The sequence below is a fragment of the Stutzerimonas degradans genome (assembly GCF_024448505.1).
Taxonomy (GTDB): Bacteria; Pseudomonadota; Gammaproteobacteria; order Pseudomonadales; family Pseudomonadaceae; genus Stutzerimonas; species Stutzerimonas degradans.
The window spans coordinates 62,981-82,266 of record NZ_JAMOHV010000006.1 but is presented as its reverse complement, the minus strand read 5'-3'; the positions used below and the strand labels follow the sequence as shown (position 1 = coordinate 82,266).

The window sequence follows — 19,286 nt, the reverse complement described above, 5'->3', positions numbered from 1 at the left end:
TCGAGAACTTATGCAGTTCTCCGAGTACATGAAAAAGGCGTCCCTGGTGGGCGCCTTTTTCGTTTCCGTCGTTTGCAGCTTGTCGGTGCAGGCATTCTGCCCTGCGCCGGAACGCCTGCCACAGGTCGCGGTAGCGCAGGTCATCGATGGCGATACCCTGCGCCTGACCGATGGCCGCAGCGTCCGCCTGATTGGCCTTAACACGCCGGAGCTGGGACGCAAGGGCCGTGTCGCCGAGCCGCTGGCAGATGCGGCGCGCAACCATCTGCAGCAATTGGTGAAGGCCAGTGACGGTCGGCTCGGCCTGCGCATGGGGCGCGAGGCGCGCGATCGCTACGGTCGCGTGCTGGCGCATGCCTACGATGTCCAGGGAAACAACCTGGAGGCAGCATTGCTGGCGCAGGGGCTCGGCTTCTTCGTCGCGGTGGCGCCCAATACCGAGCTGGTCGACTGCCATCGCGCCGCCGAGGCGCAGGCGCGCCAAAAGCATCGCGGGCTCTGGAAGCGGCCTCCGCTGCGGCAGGCGCGGGAGATTCGCGCCGGCGGCTTCGCCCTGGTCGAGGGTCGCGTCGAGCGCGTCGAGCGCAACCGGGGTGGTCTGTGGATCGAGCTTGACGGACCGCTGGTGCTGCACGTGCCGCTACGAGATGTCGCAGCCTTCGCTGCGCTGCAGGCGTCGCTGCGAGGTGCCCGAATCGAGGCGCGCGGCTGGGTGGTCGATCGTGGTTCGCGGACGCGCCGCGATCAGGCGCGCTGGCTGATGCGGCTGTCGCATCCGGCGGCGCTCGATGTTCGTCGGTAACTAGCTTGGGCAAAACGCCGTTTTGCGTGGCATTTATTCCCTAAAAGTCGCAGGCGTCGGCGCTTGACACTCTCCTCTTGGCTCGCTTGTGACGGCGCGCGCTCTTGGCGTATGCTCGACCGCCTGTCTGTCCCAGTAAAAACAAGCGGAAATGCCAATGACTGACCTGAAAACCGCCGCTCTCGACTACCATTCCCAGCCGCGTCCGGGAAAGCTGAGTGTCGAGCTGACCAAGCCTACCGCCACCGCCCGCGATCTCTCGCTGGCCTACAGTCCAGGTGTTGCCGCTCCCGTACGAGAAATCGCCCGTGACCCGGAGCTGGCCTACCGCTATACCGGCAAGGGCAATCTGGTCGCTGTGATCTCCGACGGCACCGCGATTCTCGGTCTGGGCAACCTCGGCCCGCTGGCCTCCAAGCCGGTGATGGAGGGCAAGGGTGTGCTGTTCAAGCGCTTCGCCGGCGTCGATGTGTTTGACATCGAAGTGGACGCCGAAAGCCCGCAGGCCTTCATCGACACCGTCAAGCGCATCTCGATCACCTTCGGTGGCATCAACCTGGAAGACATCAAGGCGCCCGAGTGCTTCGAGATCGAGCGTGCGCTCATCGAGCAGTGCGATATTCCGGTCTTCCATGACGATCAGCACGGCACGGCCATCGTGACCGCCGCCGGCATGCTCAACGCGCTGGAAATCGCTGGTAAGACCATCGAAGAGGCAAAGATTGTCTGCCTCGGCGCCGGCGCTGCCGCGACTTCCTGCATGAAGCTGCTGGTCAGCATCGGCGCGAAGATCGAGAACATCTTCATGGTCGACCGCAAGGGCGTGATTCACGCCGGTCGCGACGATCTCAACCAGTACAAGGCGATCTTCGCCCACGAAACCGACAAGCGCACGCTGGACGACGCGCTGGACGGCGCCGATGTGTTCGTCGGCCTGTCCGGGGCCAATCTGCTGAGCGCCGAGGGTCTCAAGCGCATGGCGGCCGATCCGATCGTTTTCGCCTGCTCCAATCCGGATCCGGAGATCAGTCCGGAGCTGGCGCACGCCACCCGTTCCGACGTGATCATGGCCACAGGCCGTTCGGACTATCCGAACCAGGTCAACAACGTGCTTGGCTTCCCGTTCATCTTCCGCGGCGCGCTGGACGTACGGGCGACCCGCATCAACGAGGAAATGAAGATCGCGGCGGCGCTCGCGCTGCGTGATCTGGCGAAGCTGCCGGTGCCGGCGGAAGTGGCCGCGGCCTATGGCGTGTCCGACCTGCAGTTCGGTCGCGAGTACATCATTCCGAAGCCGATGGACCCGCGCCTGATCACGCTGGTATCGGATGCGGTTGCCAAGGCGGCAATCGACAGCGGCGTGGCGACGCTGCCTTATCCGTCGAACTACCCGCTCAAGTCGGTCAACGACGTATTCAACGGCTGATCCCGGTCTGAATGAAAAAGCCCCGCAGATTCTGCGGGGCTTTTTTGTTTGGGGTCGAAGAGATTCTAGAACAGGTCGATCGGCGCCGCTTCGCTGGCTGGCAGTGGGCTGCCAGGCACTGGAGCGCCGGGTTCGAGTTCGCTCATCGAGGGAGGCGAGTCTTCGCTCTTGAATAGCTCGAAATAGGCATTCGGTGTCGAAGGTGTCGCTGCGCGGCCGCTCTGCGGATCGACCCGCAGAGTCAGCAGCCCGGCTGGCTCGGCTGGCATATGTTCTGGAAGGTCCTTGAGCACGCTTCCCATGTACTTCATCCAGATGGGCAGTGCCACGGTGCCGCCGTACTCGTGCCGGCCGAGGCTCTGTGGCTGATCGAAGCCGGCCCAGACTGTTGTCACCAGATCCGCGTTGTAGCCGGAGAACCAGCTGTCGATCGAGTCGTTGGTGGTGCCGGTCTTGCCGGCGAGGTCGTGGCGGCCGAGCGCCAGCGCACGCCGGCCGGTACCACGGGTGATTACGTCCTGCAACATGCTGGTCATGATGTAGGCGGTGCGTTCGTCGATGATCTGCTCGGCAATGCGCGGGGCCGTGTCTGCCTCCGCGGGTTCGACTTCGCTGGTGCTGACGGTAGCTGCGTTCGGCGCATCAGGAACGCGGGTGGGGTTGGCGGCGAAAATCTGCTGGCCTTCGCGATCCTCGACGCGCTCGATGAGATAGGGCTCGATCTTGTAGCCGCCATTGGCGAACACGGTCCAGCCGGTGGCGATCTCCATCGGCGTGAGTGTCGCGGTGCCGAGCGCCAGCGAAAGGTTGCGTGGCAGATCCTGCGGGCGGAAGCCGAAACGGCTGATATAGTCGATGGTGTAATCGATGCCAATGCTCTGCAGCAAGCGGATCGAAACGAGGTTGCGCGACTTGTATAGCGCCTCGCGCATGCGGATAGGGCCGAGGAAGGTGTTGTTGTCGTTCTTCGGTCGCCAGATGCGATCCATTCCTTCTTCGACGAAGACGATTGGTGAGTCGTTAACGAGCGTGGCGGCGGTGTAGCCGGCATCGAGCGCGGCGCTGTAGACGAAGGGTTTGAAGCTCGATCCCGGTTGGCGTTTGGCCTGGATCGCACGGTTGTATTTGCTTTGGCCGAACGAAAAACCGCCGGCCAGTGCTTCGATGGAGCCGTCGATGGGATTCAGCGATACCAGTGCTGCCTGCGCGACCGGAACCTGACTGAAGCGGGCGCTCTCGCCATCGAGGCGGATGCGAATCAGGTCGCCACGCGCCACGACTTCAGCAGGTCGCTGCGGGCGAGGACCAAGGCTGTTGGTGGCGAGGAACGGGCGGGCCCATTTCATGCTTTCCCAGCTCACCGCGTGTTCGCTGCCGTCGCGCAGCAGTACCTTGATCCCGTCAGCGTCGACCTGGCTGACGATGGCCGGGAGCAGACCGGAAAGTGCGCGATGCTGTGTCAGTTCTTCGAGCCAAGCATCACGCGACTTTTCACCCAGGCGAGCCTCGGGCCCGCGGTAGCCGTGGCGTTGGTCGTATTCGATCAGACCTTCGAACAGTGCCAGATTGGCGGCCTGCTGCCGTTCGCTGCTGACGGTGGTGTAGACACGAAAGCCATCGGTATAGGCTGCGCTGCCGAAGCGGCCGACCATCTCTGCGCGTGCCATTTCGGCGATGTAGGCTGCATCCAGCTCCGGCGCAGCGCCGTGGTAGCGTGCGGTTTCGGGCTCGGCGATGGCTTGCTGGTAGCTGGCCTCATCGATCGAGCCCAATCGATACATGCGGCCCAGAATCCAGTCGCGACGCTCCTTGCTGCGCGCGGGGTTGACCAGTGGATTGAACGCCGAGGGGGCTTTGGGTAGGCCGGCAATCATCGCCTTCTGGGCCAGCGTCAGCTCGCCGATCGACTTGCCGTAATAGACCTGCGCCGCCGCCTCGATACCGTAGGCGCGATGGCCCAGGTAGATCTTGTTCACGTAGAGTTCGAGAATTTCGTTCTTGGTCAGCTCGCGCTCGATCTGCAGGGCCAGCAGGATTTCATTGATCTTGCGGGAAAAGCTGCGCTCGCTGGTCAGGAAAAAGTTCTTGGCGACCTGCATGGTGATGGTGCTGCCGCCGGTCTGAATGTGCCCGCTTTTCAATAATTGCGCGGCAGCGCGCAGCAGGCCGGTGACGTCGACGCCATAATGATTTGCGAAATTGTCGTCTTCGGCGGCCAGCAGAGCCTGGATAAAGTCGCTGGGAATCTCCTCGAAGCGAACAGGAGAACGACGCATTTCGCCGAACTCCGCGATGAGCTTGTTATCGGTGCTGTAGACCCGCAGCGGGATCTGCAGCTGAATGCTGCGTAGCGAATCCACGGACGGCAGGTTCGGACTCAGATACAGAAAGGCACCGCTGAGGCTGAGCGAAAATGCGCAAAAAAGTGCAAAGCAAGACCAGAAGAGAAACTTCAGAAAGCGCATCGGGGTTCTTGAAATCCGGAATATAGGAGGGCGCCGCAGGCGATGCTGAAAGGGAAAAACCGGTCACATTATAAGCGGTTTTTTTGTCGGCTAGCCATTTGCGCTTCTGTCAAGGCTGTAATCTAATGTGGATAACCATAATTAATCCGTAAGTCGCGGATAAAATAGGAAATTGGTCGTGCTAGGGCTCTTCACGAAGAAAGCGAACACGCTACTTGGGATCGATATTAGTTCGACATCCGTCAAGCTCCTCGAATTGAGCCGCTCGGGTAATCGCTATCGGGTGGAGGCTTACGCCGTTGAGCCGCTACCGCCGAATGCCGTCGTCGAGAAGAATATCGTCGAGCTCGAAGGTGTCGGTCAGGCGCTGCAGCGTGTTGTCGCCAGGGCCAAGATCAATGCCAAGCAGGCGGCGGTTGCCGTGTCTGGCTCGGCAGTCATCACCAAGAGCATCGAGATGGAGTCCGGCCTCTCGGACGATGAGTTGGAGAATCAGCTCAAGATCGAGGCGGATCAGTACATCCCTTATCCCCTTGAAGAGGTCGCCATCGACTTCGAAGTACAGGGACCTGCTGCGCGTACACCGGGACGTGTAGAGGTACTGCTGGCAGCCTGTCGTAAAGAAAACGTCGAAATTCGTGAGGCCGCCCTTGCGCTGGCGGGCCTCACTGCCAAGGTCGTGGATGTCGAGGCCTATGCGCTGGAGCGCTCCTATGGCCTGCTTGCTCCGATGTTGGCAGGTGCGCAGGGCGAGCTGACGGTAGCTGTCGTTGATATCGGTGCCACCATGACGACGCTAAGCGTGTTGCACAACGGACGCACTATCTATACGCGCGAACAGCTATTCGGCGGCCGCCAGCTGACCGAAGAGATTCAGCGGCGTTATGGTTTGTCCGTAGAGGAAGCTGGTTTGGCCAAGAAACAGGGCGGTCTTCCAGATGACTATGACAGCGAGGTGTTGCAGCCGTTCAAAGAGGCGGTGGTGCAACAGGTCTCGCGTTCGCTGCAGTTCTTCTTCGCCGCCGGGCAATTCCACGATGTGGATTACATTCTGCTGGCCGGAGGTACGGCGTCGCTGCCGGGACTCGATCGTCTGATCCAGCAGAAGATCGGTACGCAGACTCTAGTCGCCAATCCCTTTGCCGATATGTCGCTGAGTAACAAGGTCAACGCTGGTGCGCTGGCCAGTGATGCACCGGCGCTGATGATTGCGTGTGGCTTGGCGATGAGGAGTTTCGACTGATGGCACGGATCAACCTGCTTCCTTGGCGCGAGCAGCTGCGCGAGGAGCGTAAGCAGCGCTTTCTGGCGACGCTGGCTGGTGTGCTTCTGCTCGCGGGCGGACTTGTCTTCCTTGGCGATCGTTACTTTCAAGGTGCTATCGAGTACCAGAACGCGCGTAACGACTTCGTGCGTAAGGAGATTGCTGTGCTCGATGCGCGTATCAAGGAGATCAGAGAGCTGAAGGAGCGGCGCCAGCAGCTTCTGGAGCGTATGAAGATCATTCAGGATCTACAAGGCAATCGACCGGTTATCGGTCGTGTGTTCGACCAGTTGGTGCGCACCTTGCCCGATGGCGTCTATTTCACCGGCTTGAAGATGACCGGTAAGAACATCGCCATCGTCGGCGCCGCGGAATCGAATAATCGGGTTTCAAACCTGATGCGCAACCTCGATGGTTCAGATTGGCTTGATGCGCCGAATCTCACTGAGGTCAAGGCAGTCACGGCGGGAGCGGTGGATCAGGAAAACGTGTTCCAGCTTACGGTGCAACAGACGCAACCTGGCGTCGCCATGGAAGGAGGCAAGCCATGAGTCTGGCCGATTCGCTGGAAAGTCTGCGCAAGGTCGATCTGGCAGAGCTGGATCTCAACAACCTCGGCTCCTGGCCCGGGCCAGTTAAGGTCATTGCTTCGGTACTCCTGCTGTCCGTCGTACTTGCGCTGGGTTACTACTTTCATTTGAAAGACCTGCAGACGAATCTTGAACAGCAGCAGGCTCAAGAGGAAACGCTGAAGCAGCAGTTCTCGACGAAGGCGTTCCAGGCGGCGAACCTAGAAGCCTACCGAGAGCAAATGGCTGAAATGGAAATTTCCTTTGGTGCACTGTTGCGTCAACTGCCTAGCGATACGGAAGTTCCCGGTTTGCTCGAAGATATCACTCGCACCGGATTGGGAAGTGGGCTGGAGTTCGAGGAGATAAAGCTTCAGCCGGAAGTTGTTCAGCAGTTCTATATAGAACTTCCCATACAGATAAAAGTGGTGGGCGGCTATCACGATTTGGCGACGTTTGTGAGCGGTGTTGCAAGTTTGCCGCGTATCGTCACGTTGCATGACTTTGAGATCAAGACCGAAAAAGCGGATACCTCCAACAAGTTGCGCATGAGTATTTTGGCCAAGACTTATCGCTATAACGACAAGGGGCTGCAAAAATGAAAAGAGCCCGTTTCGCCGTATTGGGCTTGGGTCTGATGGCGCTGGCAGGTTGTGGCGGCGGATCCGATTTTTCCGATTTGCAGCGGTATCTCGACGAGGTGCGAGCCCGGCCGAAGGGCACGATCGAGCCTCTTCCAGCCTTTGTTCCATACGAGGCCTTCACCTATAGCGCAGCCGCCTTGCGCCATCCATTCCAACCGCCGGTGAAAATAGACCTGGCGCAGCGGGAGAAGGGATCCAAGGATATTCGTCCGGACGAAACCCGGATCAAACAGTTCCTCGAAGGTTTCAATATCGAAAATTTCGTCATGGTTGGAACATTGGCTAACGGTGACGGCCGCTTCGCCTTGGTTAAGGGAGGGGACGGTGTTCATCGCGTCAAGGTCGGCGATTACTTGGGACGAAACCACGGTCGCATCGTCGATATCACCGATGCCGAAGTCGAGGTGCTGGAGATAGTTCCGGATGGTGAGGGTGGGTGGCTAGAGCGCCCGCGCAGTTTGAATTTGAAAGAGCGCACCTGAGCGCGGGGCAACAAGAATGGAAAACCTATACCGGTCTGCACAACGGAAGAACTCTATGAATAGCACCGTCTCGCGTCTTGGTGTCGCATTGTTGGCGTTCCTGGCCGCCCCGGCTCTGCTGGCTGCCAACCTCAACGCCTTGGATGTTGCGGCGCTTCCCGGTGATCGTGTCGAGCTCAAGCTGGCGTTCGACGAGCCAGTGAATAAGCCGCATGGCTATACGCTGGAGCAGCCGGCGCGCATTGCCCTGGATTTGCCCGGCGTGTCCAACAAGCTGGGTGTGAAGAATCGTGAGTTGGGGGTAGGTAATGCTCGCAGCGTCACGGTTGTCGAGGCGCAAGGACGTACCCGTCTGATCGTCAATCTGACCACCCTGGTGCCGTACTCGACGCGCATTGAGGGTAGCAACCTGTTCGTTGTGCTCGGCGACTCCTCGGCACCGGTTGCCGTATCCAATTCCACCGTCGCCGCCCCTGTAGCTACTCCGGCGCCTTCTAAGCCGCTGCTAACGAGCAAGGCGATTAACAACATTGATTTTCGGCGCGGTGAGGATGGCGCTGGCAATGTGATCATCACGCTTTCCGACCCTTCGATCAGTTCGAATATCGAAGAGCAGAGCGGGAAAATCCGCGTTTCGTTTGCCAAGACTCAGTTGCCTGAGTCTCTGCGGGTTCGTCTGGATGTGCAGGATTTCGCTACTCCAGTGAAGTTTGTCGATGCCACCGCACAGGGTGGTGGTGCAGCTATCGCCATTGAGCCTACAGGTCGCTACGACTATCTGGCCTATCAGACCGACGACAAGCTGACGATCAGCATCAAACCGCTGACCGAAGATGAGGCGCAGAAACGTAAGGCGGAGCGATTTGCTTATTCGGGAGAGAAGTTGTCCCTTAACTTCCAGGACATCGATGTTCGCTCCGTACTGCAGTTGATTGCAGACTTCACCGATCTCAATCTGGTCGCCAGCGATACGGTGCAGGGAAATATCACCCTGCGCCTGCAGAATGTGCCGTGGGACCAGGCTCTTGATCTTGTCCTCAAGACCAAAGGGTTGGATAAGCGTCAGGTTGGTAATGTGCTGTTGGTCGCGCCTGCTGACGAGATTGCGGCGCGCGAACGCCAGGAACTCGAATCGCAGCGGCAGATCGCCGAACTCGCTCCGCTGCGTCGGGAAGTGGTACAGGTCAACTACGCCAAGGCGGCCGATATCGCCAAGCTCTTCCAGTCAGTGACCAACACCGAGGGTCAGGTGGACGAGCGTGGCTCAATTGCCGTTGATGATCGAACCAACAATATCATTGCTTATCAGACGCAGGATCGGCTGGACGAATTGCGGCGTATCGTTGCGCAGTTGGACATTCCGGTTCGTCAAGTGATGATCGAGGCGCGAATTGTTGAAGCTAACGTGGATTACGACAAGAGTCTGGGGGTCCGCTGGGGTGGTACCCAGATATTCGCTAACGGCCGCGGCGCCGTATACGGTAGCGACGACTTCGGTGATGAGGGTGGCGACGCTGGCGAAGATAGTAACGGCAATTACCCATTCGTCGATTTGGGGGTTACTAACCGTACCGCAGGCATTGGTATCGGCTATGTGACCGACAATCTGATCCTTGATCTCGAGCTTTCGGCCATGGAAAAGTCGGGTAACGGTGAAATCGTTTCCCAGCCCAAGGTAGTGACCTCCGACAAAGAGACGGCGAAGATTCTCAAAGGATCTGAAATCCCCTATCAGGAAGCCAGCTCCAGCGGAGCGACCAGTACGTCGTTCAAGGAGGCGGTGCTGTCGTTGGAAGTGACCCCACAAATCACACCGGACAATCGCATTATCATGGAAGTCAAGGTCACCAAGGATGCGCCGGACTATGCAAACGCGCTCAATGATGTTCCGCCTATTAATAAGAACGAAGTAAATGCCAAAGTACTGGTCAACGATGGTGAAACCATTGTCATCGGTGGCGTTTTCTCGAACACCCAGAGCCGCTCAGTCGACAAGGTGCCGTTGCTGGGGGATTTGCCCTTCCTCGGTCGCCTGTTCCGTCGCGACTCCGTTACGGAGGAGAAATCGGAGCTGTTGGTCTTTCTTACTCCGCGTATAGTAAACAACAACGCCATAGCTGTGAGTCGTTGACTGGGTGCAAAATCTGATCCTCGTAGGCCCGATGGGAGCTGGCAAGAGCACCATCGGGCGTTTGCTTGCCAAAGAGTTGCGCTTGCCGTTCAAGGACTCGGATAAGGAGATCGAGCAGCGCACTGGCGCCAGTATCCCCCTGATCTTCGATGTGGAGGGTGAGGGCGGCTTCCGTGAGCGCGAGCACGCGGCGATCGCTGACCTTTGCCTGTTGAACGGGGTAGTACTGGCGACGGGCGGGGGCGCTGTGTTGCAGGAGGACAATCGTCGCGCATTGCGCTCCGGCGGGCAGGTTGTTTATCTGTGCACCTCCGTGGATCAGCAGCTGGAGCGAACCTCCAGGGATCGTAATCGTCCGCTCCTGCAGGCCGCAGATCCACGGGCTGTGTTGGAGACTCTCATGGCCGTTCGCGATCCGCTTTATCGGGAGATCGCCGATATCGTGGTGGAAACCGATGAGCGTCCGCCACGACTTGTGGTGATGGAAATTCTCGAGCGGCTCCAGGCGCTCCGGCACCGTGAAAGCCGTGACGGAACTGCGCTATCCTAGCCTCCTTTTTTGGAGGCCTCATGCAGACACTTCAGGTCGATCTCGGCGAGCGCAGTTATCCGATAGAAATTGGCGAGCACCTGCTGGATCATGCCGATGTGATATCCGCTCGAATCCGCGGCAGGCAAGTGGCGATCGTCACCAACGAGACCGTTGCGCCGTTGTATCTGGATCAACTGACGCGTTCATTGAGCGCTTTCTTGGTCACGCCGATCATCCTTCCCGATGGCGAAGCCCATAAGAGCTGGCAGACGCTGCAGCTGATCTTCGATGGTCTGCTCGGCGCGCGGCTTGATCGAGGCGCCACGATCATCGCGCTGGGCGGCGGTGTGATCGGTGATATGGCCGGCTATGCCGCGGCCAGCTACCAGCGGGGCGTCGATTTCATCCAAGTGCCGACGACCTTGTTATCGCAGGTCGACTCTTCGGTCGGAGGCAAGACCGGGATCAATCATCCGCTGGGTAAGAACATGATCGGTGCGTTCTACCAACCACGCGCCGTGATCATCGATACGACTACGCTAGGTACTTTGCCGGCTCGTGAGCTTTCGGCCGGACTCGCGGAAGTGATCAAGTACGGCCTGATCTGCGATGCGCCTTTCCTAGGATGGTTGGAAGCTCATATCGAAAGCCTGCGTGCGCTGGAGCCGAAGGCATTGAGCGAGGCCATCTACCGTTCCTGTGCTGCCAAGGCTCGGGTGGTGGGAGCGGATGAGAGGGAGTCGGGGGTCCGCGCCACCTTGAATCTGGGACATACCTTCGGGCACGCCATCGAGACACATCAGGGCTATGGTGCCTGGCTGCATGGTGAGGCGGTTTCGGCGGGCACGGTAATGGCGCTGGAGATGTCGCGCCAGCTGGGCTGGATCGAAACCGCCGAGCGTGACCGGGCGATCCGCCTGCTGGTGCGCGCAGGTTTGCCGGTCGTGCCGCCGCAGGATATGGCGGCGTCGGATTTTCTGCAGCACATGGCGGTCGACAAGAAGGTTCTCGACGGCAAGCTGCGGCTGGTGCTGCTCAAGAAGCTCGGTGAGGCCGTCGTGACCGGCGATTTTCCCCGTGAGGCGCTGGAAGACACATTGCGCGTCGACTATGGGGCGCTGACGCAACATTTAGGAGCGTAAGAAATTTCCATGACTAGTTTGTCTGCGGACGACTCGTTTCTGAACCATTACGGGTTCAGTCATGATCCTTTTGGAGCCCGTGTCCCGGGTTTCAAATTCTTTCCCGCTCAGCGCAAGCCGGTGCTGGGGCAGCTACATCACCTGGCACGATACAGCCAGCTGCTATTGGTGGTAACCGGCCCGCAGGGGAGCGGCAAGACGCTGCTGCGTCAGGCGCTGGTCGCCAGCAGCAACAAGCAGTCCGTGCAAAGCGTGGTGATCACGCCGCAGGAAACCGCAGATGCTGCCGCCATACTGCAGCAGGTGGCTCAGGCGCTGAACGTGCAGCGGAGCGATTTCGACGCGGTGATGGCGCAGATCGTCCAGTTGGCGCTCACTGGTCAGGAGGTGTACCTGCTGGTCGATGATGCCGAGCGTCTGACCGGTGCGGCAATCGAGACGCTGTTGCGCTTCGCCGCAGGCAGCCCGGAGGCACGACCGCACGTGTTTCTGTTTGGCGAGTCGGCCCTGGTTGGGCGGCTGGAGGCGCTCAGCGACGGACCCGGTGAGCGTTATCACGTCATCGCTCTGCAGCCTTACGAAGAGGACGAAACGCGCGAATACCTTGCTCAGCGCCTGGAGGGTGCGGGCGCTGGTCTGGAGTGCCTGAGCGGGGAGCAGATCGCGCGCATTCATGAGCTGGCTGGTGGATGGCCTGGTGCAATCAACGAGGTTGCGCGAGAGGAACTGATCGAAGGTATGCAGGTGAAAAGGAAGCACTCTCGCACTGGCGGTTTTTCCCTGCCTGTTCCGAGAAAACACCTGCTGGCAGTGCTCGCCGTGCTGGTCGTCGTTGGGCTGGCGTTGTTGTTTCGTGGCGCGGGCGAGCAGGATACGGCGGCACCGAGCAGCACGGCGCTTCCGCTGGGAGGCGGCGCCTCGGCCGAATCGCCAGCGACCGGTGAGGCCGCAATCGAGTTCGATGGTGCTGATCGGCCGGCGGCGCTGCCGCTGACGGCGAATGCCCAGCCGGTAATTCGTGAGCCATTGGCCGCGGCGGCCGGAGGCGAGCAAGAGGATGGGCCGAGCGGCATGCAGAGTGCTGTCGATTCACCCCGGCTGATGGAGCCAGCGGCACTGCCTCCGGCCGAGACGGCGCGCGAGCCTGTACCAGCACCAGCACCAGCACCAGCACCAGCACCAGCACTCGCACCGGCACCGACGGTAACTCCTCCAGTTAGAGCGCCCGCGCCCACCCCGGCTCCTAAACCGGCGGCCTCGGCGAATCCGGCAACGAACGCGGCTGGAGGAAACTGGTACGCCAGCCAACCTGGCGGCAACTATCTGCTGCAGATTCTCGGAACGCGCAGCGAGAAGAGTGCGCAGGCGGTGATAGCCAAGCATGGTGCTGGCTACCGTTATTTCATCAAGCAGCACCAGGGCAAGCCGCTCTACGTAGTGACTTATGGCAGCTTCGCCAGCCGCACCGCAGCCACTGCGGCGATCAAGGCATTACCGGCGGAACTGCAGGCGGGTAAGCCATGGGCGCGGAGTCTGGGAAGCGTTCAGCAGGAGATGCGTAAATAAGCGAAAAAATGCCCCAAAAAAGTGCGCAATGCACCGAATTGGGGCTTGCAAAAAAAAATTGTGTCGTTCCACGGTTGCTTTGTAAACTGCTCCCCCTTTCGCCCGCGTGAATGACGGGGCTCTCCTGTGCTCCGTCAGTAAGGGGTTGATTTACAACGCATTTAGCTGGTGGAGTGCCTATGAGAGCAGGTCTGTTTCGTCCTGAAGAGTTCAAGGATAACTGCGGCTTCGGTCTGATTGCCCACATGCAGGGCGAGGCAAGCCATCACCTGCTCAAAACCGCAATTGCGTCGCTCACTTGCATGACTCACCGCGGCGGCATTAATGCCGATGGTAAGACCGGTGACGGCTGTGGCTTGCTGATGCAGAAGCCGGACGCTTTCCTGCGCGCCATGGCCCGTGAGCACTTTGCCACTGAGCTACCGGATCAGTATGCGGTCGGCATGATCTTCCTTAGCCAGGATCCCAGCGAAGCCAACATTTCGCGTGCGCGCCTCAACGAAGAGGTTGCGGCACAAGGGCTGACGCTGGTCGGCTGGCGTGAAGTGCCGGTGGACACCAGCGTACTTGGCCGCCTCGCCCTCGAGCGCCTGCCGCGCATCGAGCAGATTTACGTGTCGGGCGCCGGCCTGTCCGAGCGTGACTTCGGCATCAAGCTGTTCTTCGCCCGCCGTCGGGCTGAGGTCGCTCTGGCCGACCGAGAGTTCTATGTCTGCAGTCTGTCGGACAAGGACATCATCTATAAAGGCCTGATGATGCCGGCCGATCTGGCGCAGTTCTATCCGGATCTCGGTGATGAGCGCCTGGCGACCGCGATCTGCGTGTTCCACCAGCGTTTCTCCACCAACACCCTGCCGCGCTGGCCGTTGGCCCAACCGTTCCGCTATCTCGCGCACAACGGTGAAATCAACACCATCACCGGCAACCGCAACTGGGCGCAGGCGCGGCGGCTCAAGTTCGCCAACGAACTGTTGCCGGATCTGGAAAGCCTGGCACCGCTGATCAACCGCACCGGTTCCGACTCCTCAAGCATGGACAACATGCTCGAGTTGCTGGTCACTGGCGGCATGGACCTGTTCCGCAGCCTGCGCATGATCATTCCGCCGGCGTGGCAGAACGTCGAAACGATGGATGCCGATCTGCGCGCGTTCTACGAATACAACTCCATGCACATGGAGCCCTGGGACGGGCCGGCCGGCGTGGTGCTGACCGATGGTCGCCACGCGGTATGCCTGCTGGACCGTAACGGCTTGCGCCCGGCGCGCTGGGTGACGACGAAGAATGGCTATATCACCCTGGCGTCTGAGGTGGGTGTATGGGACTACCAGCCTGAGGATGTCATCGCCAAGGGTCGCGTCGGTCCGGGTCAGATTCTCGCCGTCGATACCCACACCGGCCAGATTCTGCATACCAGCGACATCGACAACCGCCTGAAAGCCCAGCATCCCTACAAGAAGTGGCTGCGTGGCACGGCGCTGCGTATCCAGTCGACCCTGGACGACAACGACCATGGCTCGGCGGTCTACGACGTCGACCAGCTCAAGCAGTACATGAAGATGTTCCAGGTCACCTTCGAGGAGCGTGATCAGGTCCTGCGCCCGCTGGCCGAGCAAGGTCAGGAGGCGGTCGGCTCGATGGGCGACGATACGCCGATGGCCGTGCTGTCGCGTCGCGTGCGTTCACCCTACGATTACTTCCGCCAGCAGTTCGCGCAGGTCACCAACCCGCCGATCGACCCGCTGCGCGAAGCCATCGTCATGTCGCTGGAAACCTGCCTGGGGGCCGAGCGCAACGTCTTCGAGGAAACCGCCGATCACGCTAACCGCGCGATCCTGACCACGCCGGTGATCTCGCCGGCCAAGTGGCGGACCATCATGGAACTCGATCGCCCCGGCTTCGAGCGCCATTTCCTTGATTTGAACTATGACGAGAGCCTGGGCTTGGAGGCTGCGGTGCGCAACTTGGCCGAGCAGGCCGAGGAAGCGGTGCGCGCTGGCAAGGTTCTGCTGGTGCTCAGCGACCGCCACATCGCACCGGGCAAGTTGCCGATGCACGCTTCGCTGGCGGTTGGCGCGGTGCACCATCGCCTGGTGGAAACCGGTCTGCGCTGCGATTGCAATATTCTCGTGGAAACCGCCACCGCACGCGATCCGCACCATTTCGCGGTGCTGATCGGCTTCGGCGCCACCGCGGTCTATCCGTTCCTCGCCTACGAGGTGCTCAGCGACCTGATCCGCACCGGCGAAGTGCTCGGCGATCTGTACGAGGTGTTCAAGCACTACCGCAAGGGCATCTCCAAGGGCCTGCTGAAGATCATTTCGAAGATGGGCATCTCGACCATCGCGTCCTATCGCGGCGCGCAGCTGTTCGAGGCGATCGGACTGGCTGAAGAAGTGGTTGAGCTCAGCTTCCGCGGCGTCGCCAGCCGCATCCAGGGCGCGCGTTTCGTCGATCTCGAGGCAGAGCAGAAGGCACTGGCCGACGAGGCCTGGAACAATCGCAAGGCTATCCAGCAAGGTGGTCTGCTGAAGTTCGTCCATGGTGGCGAGTACCACGCCTACAACCCCGACGTGGTCGGCGCCCTGCAGGCGGCCGTGCAGTCGGGCGACTACGCCCGTTTCAAGGAATACAGTGCGCTGGTCGACAAGCGTCCGGTATCGATGCTGCGTGACCTGCTGGGCGTCAAACTGGCGGAGCAGCCGCTGGCGCTGGAAGAGGTCGAGCCGCTGGATTCGATCCTCAAGCGTTTCGATTCCGCCGGTATCTCCCTGGGCGCCCTGTCGCCAGAGGCGCACGAGGCGATCGCCGCGGCGATGAACCGTATCGGTGCGCGCTCCAACTCCGGCGAGGGTGGCGAGGATCCGGCACGCTACGGCACCGAGCGCAGCTCGAAGATCAAGCAGGTCGCCACCGGCCGCTTCGGCGTCACGCCGGAATACCTGATCAACGCCGAGGTGCTGCAGATCAAAGTGGCTCAGGGCGCCAAGCCTGGTGAAGGTGGGCAGCTACCCGGCGGTAAGGTCAACGGTCTGATCGCGCGACTGCGCTACGCGGTGCCAGGCGTGACGCTGATCTCGCCGCCGCCGCACCACGACATTTATTCCATCGAGGACCTGGCGCAGCTGATCTTCGATCTCAAGCAGGTCAATCCGCGCGCGCTGGTGTCGGTCAAGCTGGTGGCCGAGCCCGGCGTCGGCACCATCGCCGCCGGCGTCGCCAAGGCCTACGCCGATCTGATCACCATCTCCGGTTATGACGGCGGTACCGGCGCCTCGCCGCTGACCTCGATCCGCTACGCCGGCTCGCCGTGGGAACTAGGTCTGGCTGAAACCCACCAGACTCTGCGCGGCAACGACCTGCGCGGCAAGGTACGAGTACAGACCGACGGCGGGCTGAAAACCGGCCTCGACGTGGTCAAGGCGGCGATCCTCGGTGCCGAGAGCTTCGGCTTCGGCACCGCGCCGATGATCGCGCTGGGCTGCAAGTACCTGCGCATCTGCCACCTGAACAACTGCGCCACCGGCATCGCCACGCAGAACGAGCAGCTGCGCAAGGATCACTTCATCGGCACCGTCGAGATGGTGGTCAACTTCTTCCAGTTCGTTGCCGAGGAAACTCGCGAGTGGCTAGCCAAGCTCGGCGTGCGCAGTCTCGGCGAGCTGATCGGGCGCACCGATCTGCTGGAAATCCTGCCCGGCGAAACCGCCAAGCAGGGCAATATCGACCTGACGCCGTTGCTCGGCGGCAGCAATATTCCGGCCGATAAACCGCAGTTCTGCGAGGTGGAGAAGAACCCACCGTTCGATCAGGGCCTGCTGGCCGAGGAAATGGTGCGACTCGCCAAGGGTGCGATCGAAGCCAAGAGCGGCGGCGAATTCGATCTGGAAATCTGCAACTGCGATCGCTCCATCGGCGCACGGGTATCCGGTGAAATTGCACGCCTGCACGGCAACCAGGGCATGGCCGCGGCGCCGATCACCTTCCGCTTCAAGGGCACGGCGGGGCAGAGCTTCGGCGTGTGGAACGCCGGCGGCCTGAACCTCTATCTCGAAGGCGATGCCAACGACTACGTGGGCAAGGGCATGACCGGCGGCAAGCTGATCGTGACCCCGCCCAAAAACAGCGCCTATGCCTCGCAGGACACCGCCATCATCGGCAACACCTGCCTGTATGGCGCGACCGGTGGCAAGCTGCTGGCGGCGGGTACCGCCGGGGAGCGTTTCGCGGTGCGTAACTCCGGCGCGCATGCCGTGGTGGAAGGCACCGGCGATCACTGCTGCGAGTACATGACCGGCGGCTTCGTCTGCGTGCTGGGCAAGACTGGGCACAACTTCGGTTCCGGCATGACCGGCGGCTTCGCCTACGTGCTGGATATGGACAACAGCTTCATTGACCGGGTCAACAATGAGCTGGTGAATCTGCAGCGCATCACCGGCGAAGCGATGGAGGCCTATCGCAGCCACCTGCACGGCGTGCTGCGCGAGTATGTCGCCGAAACCGCGAGCGAGTGGGGTGCTGAGCTGCTGGAAAATCTCGACGACTATCTGCGGCGCTTCTGGCTGGTGAAGCCGAAGGCGGCCAACCTGGCCTCGCTGCTGTCGAGCACTCGGGCCAACCCGCAATAACAAGCAGCTTAAAGCCGCGAGCCTCACGACCCGAGCGGCGTGAGGCACGGCTCCGTGATCGTCATGCGGTTTGCAGCCTGTGGCTGGCCGCTGCTGTTGAGAGGTTTTGAAATGACTGAACGTCTGAATAACGACTTCCAGTTCATCGAGGTCGGGCGCAAGGATCCGAAGAAGAAGCTGCTGCGCCAGCGCAAGAAGGAGTTCGTCGAGATTTACGAACCCTTCAAGCCGCAGCAGGCCTGCGAGCAGGCGCACCGCTGCCTGGGCTGTGGCAATCCCTATTGCGAGTGGAAGTGCCCGGTCCACAACTACATCCCCAACTGGCTGAAGCTGGTGTCCGAGGGCAACATTCTCGCCGCCGCCGAGCTGGCGCATCAGACCAATACCCTGCCGGAAGTCTGCGGCCGCGTGTGCCCGCAGGACCGCCTGTGTGAGGGCGCCTGCACCCTGAACGACGGTTTCGGTGCGGTAACCATCGGCTCGGTGGAGAAGTACATCGCCGATACCGCCTTCGCGATGGGCTGGCGGCCAGACCTGTCCAAGGTCAAGCCGACCGGCAAGCGCGTCGCCATCATCGGTGCCGGCCCGGCGGGTCTGGGCTGCGCCGACGTGCTGGTACGCAACGGCGTGGCGCCGGTGGTGTTCGACCGCAATCCGGAAATCGGTGGCCTGCTGACGTTCGGCATTCCCGAGTTCAAGCTGGAGAAGACCGTACTCAGTCGCCGCCGCGAGATCTTCAGCGGCATGGGCGTCGAGTTCCGTCTGAACACCGAGGTGGGCAAGGACGTCAGCATCGAGCAGCTGCTCGACGAATACGATGCGGTATTCATGGGCATGGGCACCTACACGTACATGAAGGGTGGCTTCCCCGGTGAGGACCTGCCCGGCGTGCACGACGCGCTGGACTTCCTCATCGCCAACGTCAACCGCAACCTCGGTTTCGAGAAGTCTGCCGATGACTTCATCGACATGAAGGGCAAGAAGGTGGTGGTGCTCGGCGGTGGTGACACCGCGATGGACTGCAACCGCACCTCGATCCGCCAGGGCGCCAAGAGCGTGACCTGTGCCTACCGCCGCGACGCGGCGAACATGCCGGGTTCGCGTCGCGAAGTGAAGAATGCCAAGGAGGAGGGCGTGAAGTTCCTCTTCAACCGCCAGCCCATCGCCATCGTCGGCGAGGACCGGGTCGAAGGCGTCAAGGTGGTCGAGACCCGTCTCGGCGCGCCGGATGCCCGCGGTCGTCGCAGCCCGGAGCCGATCCCCGGTTCCGAGCAGGTGCTGCCGGCCGATGCGGTGGTCATCGCCTTCGGCTTTCGCCCGAGTCCGGCACCGTGGTTCGAGGCCCAGGGCGTGCAGCTCGACAACCAGGGCCGCGTGGTCGCGCCGGCGCAGGGTGAATTCAAGCACCAGACCGCCAACCCGAAGATTTTCGCCGGTGGCGACATGGTGCGCGGTTCCGACCTGGTGGTGACGGCGATCTACGAAGGCCGGCAGGCCGCCGAAGGGATCATGGATTACCTCGGCGTCTGAGCCCGTGCCGGGCGCGCCGCGCCTGACATGAATCAAGCTCGCGGAAAAGGCACGGCACTCGCCGTGCCTTTTGTTTTCCGCTTTGCGACAATGCACGGCACTTTTTTG

The 19,286-nt window shown here is 61.0% G+C and carries 13 protein-coding genes; 12 read left to right on the top strand and 1 reads right to left on the bottom strand.

What is annotated here, in order from left to right:
- Window positions 1-10: 10 nt before the first annotated feature.
- Complete coding sequence (locus tag NAV27_RS10165; RefSeq protein WP_102829003.1) at window positions 11-802, top strand: thermonuclease family protein; 792 nt, start codon at window positions 11-13, stop codon at window positions 800-802.
- A 157-nt stretch (window positions 803-959) separates the two neighbouring features.
- Window positions 960-2,228: a malic enzyme-like NAD(P)-binding protein gene (locus tag NAV27_RS10160; protein WP_008568316.1), complete on the top strand. Its 1,269-nt coding sequence runs from the start codon at window positions 960-962 to the stop codon at window positions 2,226-2,228.
- A gap of 65 nt (window positions 2,229-2,293) precedes the next feature.
- On the opposite strand, the gene NAV27_RS10155 is transcribed toward NAV27_RS10160, so the two are convergent.
- Window positions 2,294-4,693 (bottom strand): penicillin-binding protein 1A, encoded by a 2,400-nt coding sequence (locus NAV27_RS10155; protein WP_102829002.1) that lies wholly within the window; start codon window positions 4,691-4,693, stop codon window positions 2,294-2,296.
- A gap of 178 nt (window positions 4,694-4,871) precedes the next feature.
- Here NAV27_RS10155 and NAV27_RS10150 point away from each other — a divergent pair, with 178 nt between their 5' ends.
- From NAV27_RS10150 to NAV27_RS10105, 10 genes are all read left to right on the top strand, one after another.
- Window positions 4,872-5,936 (top strand): pilus assembly protein PilM, encoded by a 1,065-nt coding sequence (locus tag NAV27_RS10150; RefSeq protein ID WP_102829001.1) that lies wholly within the window; start codon window positions 4,872-4,874, stop codon window positions 5,934-5,936.
- Window positions 5,936-6,508 (top strand): type 4a pilus biogenesis protein PilN, encoded by a 573-nt coding sequence (gene pilN, locus NAV27_RS10145; protein WP_043297920.1) that lies wholly within the window; start codon window positions 5,936-5,938, stop codon window positions 6,506-6,508. Before NAV27_RS10150 ends, pilN begins: the two co-directional genes overlap by 1 nt.
- The gene (pilO, locus tag NAV27_RS10140; protein WP_102829000.1) at window positions 6,505-7,128 is read left to right on the top strand and encodes a type 4a pilus biogenesis protein PilO; all 624 of its coding nucleotides are present in this window, start codon (window positions 6,505-6,507) and stop codon (window positions 7,126-7,128) included. The genes pilN and pilO overlap by 4 nt, the downstream gene beginning before the upstream one ends.
- A complete protein-coding gene (gene pilP / locus NAV27_RS10135) occupies window positions 7,125-7,652 on the top strand; it encodes a type 4a pilus biogenesis lipoprotein PilP (protein WP_102828999.1) in 528 nt (175 codons plus the stop codon). Before pilO ends, pilP begins: the two co-directional genes overlap by 4 nt.
- Window positions 7,653-7,707: 55 nt before the next feature.
- Complete coding sequence (locus NAV27_RS10130) at window positions 7,708-9,783, top strand: type IV pilus secretin PilQ (protein ID WP_102828998.1); 2,076 nt, start codon at window positions 7,708-7,710, stop codon at window positions 9,781-9,783.
- A 4-nt stretch (window positions 9,784-9,787) separates the two neighbouring features.
- Window positions 9,788-10,333, top strand: a complete 546-nt coding sequence (gene aroK, locus NAV27_RS10125) for a shikimate kinase AroK (protein WP_102828997.1) — start codon at window positions 9,788-9,790, stop codon at window positions 10,331-10,333.
- Window positions 10,334-10,353: 20 nt separating this feature from the next.
- On the top strand, window positions 10,354-11,457 hold the full coding sequence (gene aroB / locus NAV27_RS10120; RefSeq protein WP_102828996.1) for a 3-dehydroquinate synthase: 1,104 nt from the start codon (window positions 10,354-10,356) through the stop codon (window positions 11,455-11,457).
- Window positions 11,458-11,466: 9 nt separating this feature from the next.
- Entirely contained in the window at window positions 11,467-13,023 is a 1,557-nt protein-coding gene (locus NAV27_RS10115; protein WP_102828995.1) for an AAA family ATPase, read from the top strand.
- 179 nt (window positions 13,024-13,202) lie between these two features.
- Window positions 13,203-17,648: a glutamate synthase large subunit gene (gltB, locus tag NAV27_RS10110; protein ID WP_102828994.1), complete on the top strand. Its 4,446-nt coding sequence runs from the start codon at window positions 13,203-13,205 to the stop codon at window positions 17,646-17,648.
- A gap of 111 nt (window positions 17,649-17,759) precedes the next feature.
- Complete coding sequence (locus NAV27_RS10105; RefSeq protein ID WP_008568301.1) at window positions 17,760-19,178, top strand: FAD-dependent oxidoreductase; 1,419 nt, start codon at window positions 17,760-17,762, stop codon at window positions 19,176-19,178.
- The last annotated feature ends 108 nt before the right edge of the window (window positions 19,179-19,286 follow it).

What these genes read in the sequence shown, in the direction of transcription:
- NAV27_RS10165 (WP_102829003.1), top strand. Translation starts at nt 11, where the DNA reads ATGCAGTTCTCCGAGTACATGAAAAAGGCGTCCCTGGTGGGCGCCTTT.
- NAV27_RS10155 (WP_102829002.1), bottom strand. Translation starts at nt 4,693, where the DNA reads ATGCGCTTTCTGAAGTTTCTCTTCTGGTCTTGCTTTGCACTTTTTTGC.
- pilP (WP_102828999.1), top strand. Translation starts at nt 7,125, where the DNA reads ATGAAAAGAGCCCGTTTCGCCGTATTGGGCTTGGGTCTGATGGCGCTG.
- aroB (WP_102828996.1), top strand. Translation starts at nt 10,354, where the DNA reads ATGCAGACACTTCAGGTCGATCTCGGCGAGCGCAGTTATCCGATAGAA.
- pilN (WP_043297920.1), top strand. Translation starts at nt 5,936, where the DNA reads ATGGCACGGATCAACCTGCTTCCTTGGCGCGAGCAGCTGCGCGAGGAG.
- NAV27_RS10160 (WP_008568316.1), top strand. Translation starts at nt 960, where the DNA reads ATGACTGACCTGAAAACCGCCGCTCTCGACTACCATTCCCAGCCGCGT.
- NAV27_RS10115 (WP_102828995.1), top strand. Translation starts at nt 11,467, where the DNA reads ATGACTAGTTTGTCTGCGGACGACTCGTTTCTGAACCATTACGGGTTC.
- gltB (WP_102828994.1), top strand. Translation starts at nt 13,203, where the DNA reads ATGAGAGCAGGTCTGTTTCGTCCTGAAGAGTTCAAGGATAACTGCGGC.
- pilO (WP_102829000.1), top strand. Translation starts at nt 6,505, where the DNA reads ATGAGTCTGGCCGATTCGCTGGAAAGTCTGCGCAAGGTCGATCTGGCA.
- NAV27_RS10130 (WP_102828998.1), top strand. Translation starts at nt 7,708, where the DNA reads ATGAATAGCACCGTCTCGCGTCTTGGTGTCGCATTGTTGGCGTTCCTG.
- NAV27_RS10105 (WP_008568301.1), top strand. Translation starts at nt 17,760, where the DNA reads ATGACTGAACGTCTGAATAACGACTTCCAGTTCATCGAGGTCGGGCGC.